This is a genomic window from Pseudomarimonas arenosa, from assembly GCF_014841215.1.
GTDB lineage: Bacteria > Pseudomonadota > Gammaproteobacteria > Xanthomonadales > Xanthomonadaceae > Pseudomarimonas > Pseudomarimonas arenosa.
In genome coordinates this window covers 1-3,456 of sequence record NZ_JACYTR010000119.1, presented here as the reverse complement: position 1 = coordinate 3,456, position 3,456 = coordinate 1, and the positions used below count along the sequence as shown (strand labels likewise).

4 protein-coding genes are annotated in these 3,456 nt (G+C 58.5%); all 4 read left to right on the top strand.

The window, feature by feature from the left end; all coding sequences use genetic code 11:
* Positions 1–229 precede the first annotated feature (229 nt).
* The 4 genes from IFO71_RS21350 to IFO71_RS21335 all read left to right on the top strand — a co-directional run bounded on the left by IFO71_RS21350 (position 230) and on the right by IFO71_RS21335 (position 2,767).
* Entirely contained in the window at positions 230–439 is a 210-nt protein-coding gene (locus tag IFO71_RS21350; RefSeq protein ID WP_192031716.1) for a type II toxin-antitoxin system HicB family antitoxin, read from the top strand.
* Entirely contained in the window at positions 436–648 is a 213-nt protein-coding gene (locus IFO71_RS22400; RefSeq protein ID WP_192031715.1) for a type II toxin-antitoxin system HicA family toxin, read from the top strand. The genes IFO71_RS21350 and IFO71_RS22400 overlap by 4 nt, the downstream gene beginning before the upstream one ends.
* 542 nt (positions 649–1,190) lie before the next feature.
* Positions 1,191–1,697: a hypothetical protein gene (locus IFO71_RS21340; RefSeq protein WP_192031714.1), complete on the top strand. Its 507-nt coding sequence runs from the start codon at positions 1,191–1,193 to the stop codon at positions 1,695–1,697.
* 629 nt (positions 1,698–2,326) lie between these two features.
* Positions 2,327–2,767 carry a hypothetical protein gene (locus IFO71_RS21335; RefSeq protein ID WP_192031713.1) on the top strand — a complete coding sequence of 147 codons (441 nt, stop codon included), beginning with the start codon at positions 2,327–2,329 and terminating at the stop codon, positions 2,765–2,767.
* Positions 2,768–3,456 lie beyond the last annotated feature (689 nt).

The following is a 3,456-nucleotide window of genomic DNA, read 5'->3' as shown; positions in this document are numbered from 1 at the left end:
TACAGCGAGCTTGCGGCTTGGCTAGCCGGCCATGGCTTCTAACTACGTATTCGAGCTGACCGTTGGGAGAGGTGATCGTGTTTACTGCTAGTCTGTCGGTCAACGGCAGCTCAATACGGCGTTGGGCGGCGCTTGACGTGTCTCTGCAACTTCAAGATGCACATGGCTAGCTCCGCGGCACCGGCTCCATTATTCTGAGCACCTTGGTGTAGCTACCTGAGTAGAGCCCATGCAATTGAGTGTCGTGGTTGAGAAGGAAGAAGACGGCCGCTGGATCGCGGAAGTGCCTGAATTAGCAGGGGTTTTGGTCTACGGCGCTACACAGTCAGAGGCCATGGCAAGGGCCGAGGTTCTTGCGCTCCGCGTGCTCGCCGAGCGTATTGAGCGGTCCGAGTCCGGGCCGGAGCCTGTCGCAATTACCTTCCCAGCGGCCGCGTGAGCGTTTGGCCCGCGGTTCGAGCCAAAGCGCTTCTGCGGGCTCTCGAACGGATCGGCTGGCGAGTCAAGCGCCAATCAGGCTCGCATCGCACTATGGAGCGAGATGGTTGGCCCGACTTTGTTTTTGCGTTTCACGACTCAGAAGAAATTGGGCCTCGTATGCTTGCGAGAGTCGCTAAGCATACAGGGCTCACGCCGAATGATCTCTGAGGCGCGCCGTCCAACTACGTATTCGAGCAGACCGTGGAGAGAGAGCACCGTGTTTTCTGATACGCTTCCGTGCCACGGCTGCTCAATACGGCGTTAGGCAACAGGGGCTCGGTACCGAGGCATGAGGTTCAAGGTTCGCTCCAGCGTTCTTGTCTTCGCCGAGTTGCGGCGTCACTCGTCCTCCCGAGATCGGAGCCGGCGAGAAAATCTGGGGCGTGACATCGCACCTTGTCAGGTTCCCGCAGTCCGGCCGCGCAGCTTCGCTCCGCTGGCCCAGGCTGTCGCTGCGTCCCGCTTCGCGGCACGCCCGATCGCTCCGCCCTTCCTGTGCCCCACGCTTCTCTTCCCGCAAGTTACACTTGCGGCCAACTCCGCTCCCGTAGACCCCGGGACCCGGAGTCGCGGGTTGGTCGACTCGCTCCGCTTCTCGTTGGCGGGTCGTCCTGTTCCCTAACTACGTATTTGAGCTGACCGCGGGGAGAGGTCGTGATGTTTCCTGAAGTGTTATCGTGCCGCGGCACCTCAATACGGCGTTAGTCGCCATGATTACTGGTTTCTCAATTTTTCTGTGGGCACTTTCCGCTTCTCCGTGCCAGCTGGAAGACGAGCGTCGGATTGGTGCGCTTGCGTCGGCGCATATCGTTGAGGTTGCGCAGAAGCGTAACCTGCCCGAAACGGAGGTTGGAGCCGTTCTAATTCTAATGCGTCGAGACGCCTGCTCTCTGCTCGAGCACCACGCTGAGCTGTACGAAACTACACGCACAGCAATCGAATCCGAGTGCCAGCACGTTACGATGTTCCCGTTTGAGTCCGAAGCGCAAGCCATTAAGGCGGCTCTTGGACACGTTCAGGAGCGAAAGCCAGACCTTGTCGTGCTCGCTTGGGCTGTAGCCTCAGAGCGCGCGGGCGAGTTCAAGCACGTCGCAATCATTTCGGAGGGAACTAAAGCGCTGCGCACGGTCGCTCCAAGCTTCGGTACAGCGGGCGAGACCGAAGAGTCTTGTATCTCTAATCCGTGGCCGTTGGCGGCAACCTCGTATGGCGGCTAACTACGTATTCGAGCTGACCGTTGGGAGAGGTCATGGTGTTTTCTGATAGTCTGCCGGCCAACGGCAGCTCAATACGGCGTTAGTCTTCTTCTATGCGACTTATCGTTTTCGTCTTTTGCAGTCTTCTAATCTCGGGCTGCGCCGGCGTGGGCTCGGGCCGCCAGGCTGCACATTCGCAATTTCTATCCGAGCTCAAGCGAGTTGGCGGTGCATCCGCTGTGTTCTGCGGCACGCTGCCCGTCGATCCAGGGCATGCCGAGCTATCTAGGGCCGCCAGCTGCGTTGCGGAGTCGCTCCGCGACAACAAGCCATTCTTTGTCGAGTGGCAGCGGCAAGGCATCGATTCGGAAGTTTGGCTGGGTTACGCATCAGCCGGGCCTCCTCCGGTGCATCGGCTCTGGTCAGACTCGGACGTATCAGGGGGGGCTAGGTTGCGTCCCCGCTCAAAGCTGTCTTCTTCGTCCTGCCTGGACTTTTCGGTTTCTGTGCAAAGCTCAGAGCCGTTCTCATGCACTCATCTGGCAGAAGACTAACTGCGTATTCGAGCTGACCGTTGGGAGAGGTCATGGTGTTTTCTGATATGTTGCCGGCCAACGGCAGCTCAATACGGCGTTAGAGGGCGTCTATCAATGACTCGGTTGCTTTTTCTGGTTTGTCTTCTGGCTTGCTCCGGCGCATTCGCGTGCATTGGAAAGATCTCTCCGCGCGCCGAGGATCTAGACACCTATGAGTCGGTCTTCGTCGCACAGGTAGTTGGAATTCGGCTGAGCGGCTATATTGAGGCACGCGAGGAGCGCGGCCCCGACTTCTGGACCGATACGACCCTCCCCTACGACTTGGAAGTTCTCCTCCTTCGAAGCATCAAGGGAGAGGCTGAAGCGAAGCAGCATTTGGAGGTGGGTGGATGCGGCGTTCAGATTCCTCGCGCTGGCGAATCTGGGATATTTGCAGTCACCGAGTCGGGGAAGGTAATCGCACTCTATGAGTCGGAGCGGGGCTACGACGGCGCCCTGGTTGATATTGCCTCTTGCGCCGCAGGCAGGTGCCGGCATATTGAACGCCCAAGGTGATCGTACGCGCCCTCTAACTACGTATTTGAGCTGACCGCGGGGAGATGTCGTGGTGTTTTCTGAGATGCTATCGTGCCGCGGCACCTCAATACAGCGTTAGAGAGCGGCGGATGCGTGACTTGCAATCCAAACTGGTTGTGCTCTCGGTGGCATTCGGCCCTGCGTTTCTTCTTGCCGTGGTTGCCGCCACGCCCGGGCTGAATTTCCTGTAGTCGGGCCACGGCGGCCCAGCTTGGTTCTTGCTCCCGCTCGCATTCCCGTTTGCCCTGTTTATTCTGTGGTTGAGCTACCGTGCGTCATCGCCACAAGACAGGCCCGTAGCAAAGCGTGTCGCTCTCATTTCAATCGGTGCGTATATTCCGATCTCGCTTTTTGCTTCGTATGCCGGAGCGCATTCCATCTGTGCTACCTTTGGGCTCGGTGTTGATCCATTGCAGTTGTGGGCACTGTTTTTATCGCCATTCGGCTTCCCAGCTTACTGGCTTTGGCTTGCTCTCTAACTACGTATTCGAGCAGACCGTGGGGAGAGGTCATGGTGTTTTCTGATGAATTGTCGGCCCACGGCTGCTCAATACGGCGTTAGGCGCACTTACAATGCATTCGTGGACTCTCACCGGCAGGCTTACGGCGATTGCGTTGGCTCTGGCGCTCCGCTCCACCGGGCTCACTGCTTCGGAAGAGGTGCCGCG

Coding starts and splice junctions, on each gene's coding strand:
- IFO71_RS21340 (WP_192031714.1), top strand. CDS start 1,191: ATGATTACTGGTTTCTCAATTTTTCTGTGGGCACTTTCCGCTTCTCCG.
- IFO71_RS21350 (WP_192031716.1), top strand. CDS start 230: ATGCAATTGAGTGTCGTGGTTGAGAAGGAAGAAGACGGCCGCTGGATC.
- IFO71_RS21335 (WP_192031713.1), top strand. CDS start 2,327: ATGACTCGGTTGCTTTTTCTGGTTTGTCTTCTGGCTTGCTCCGGCGCA.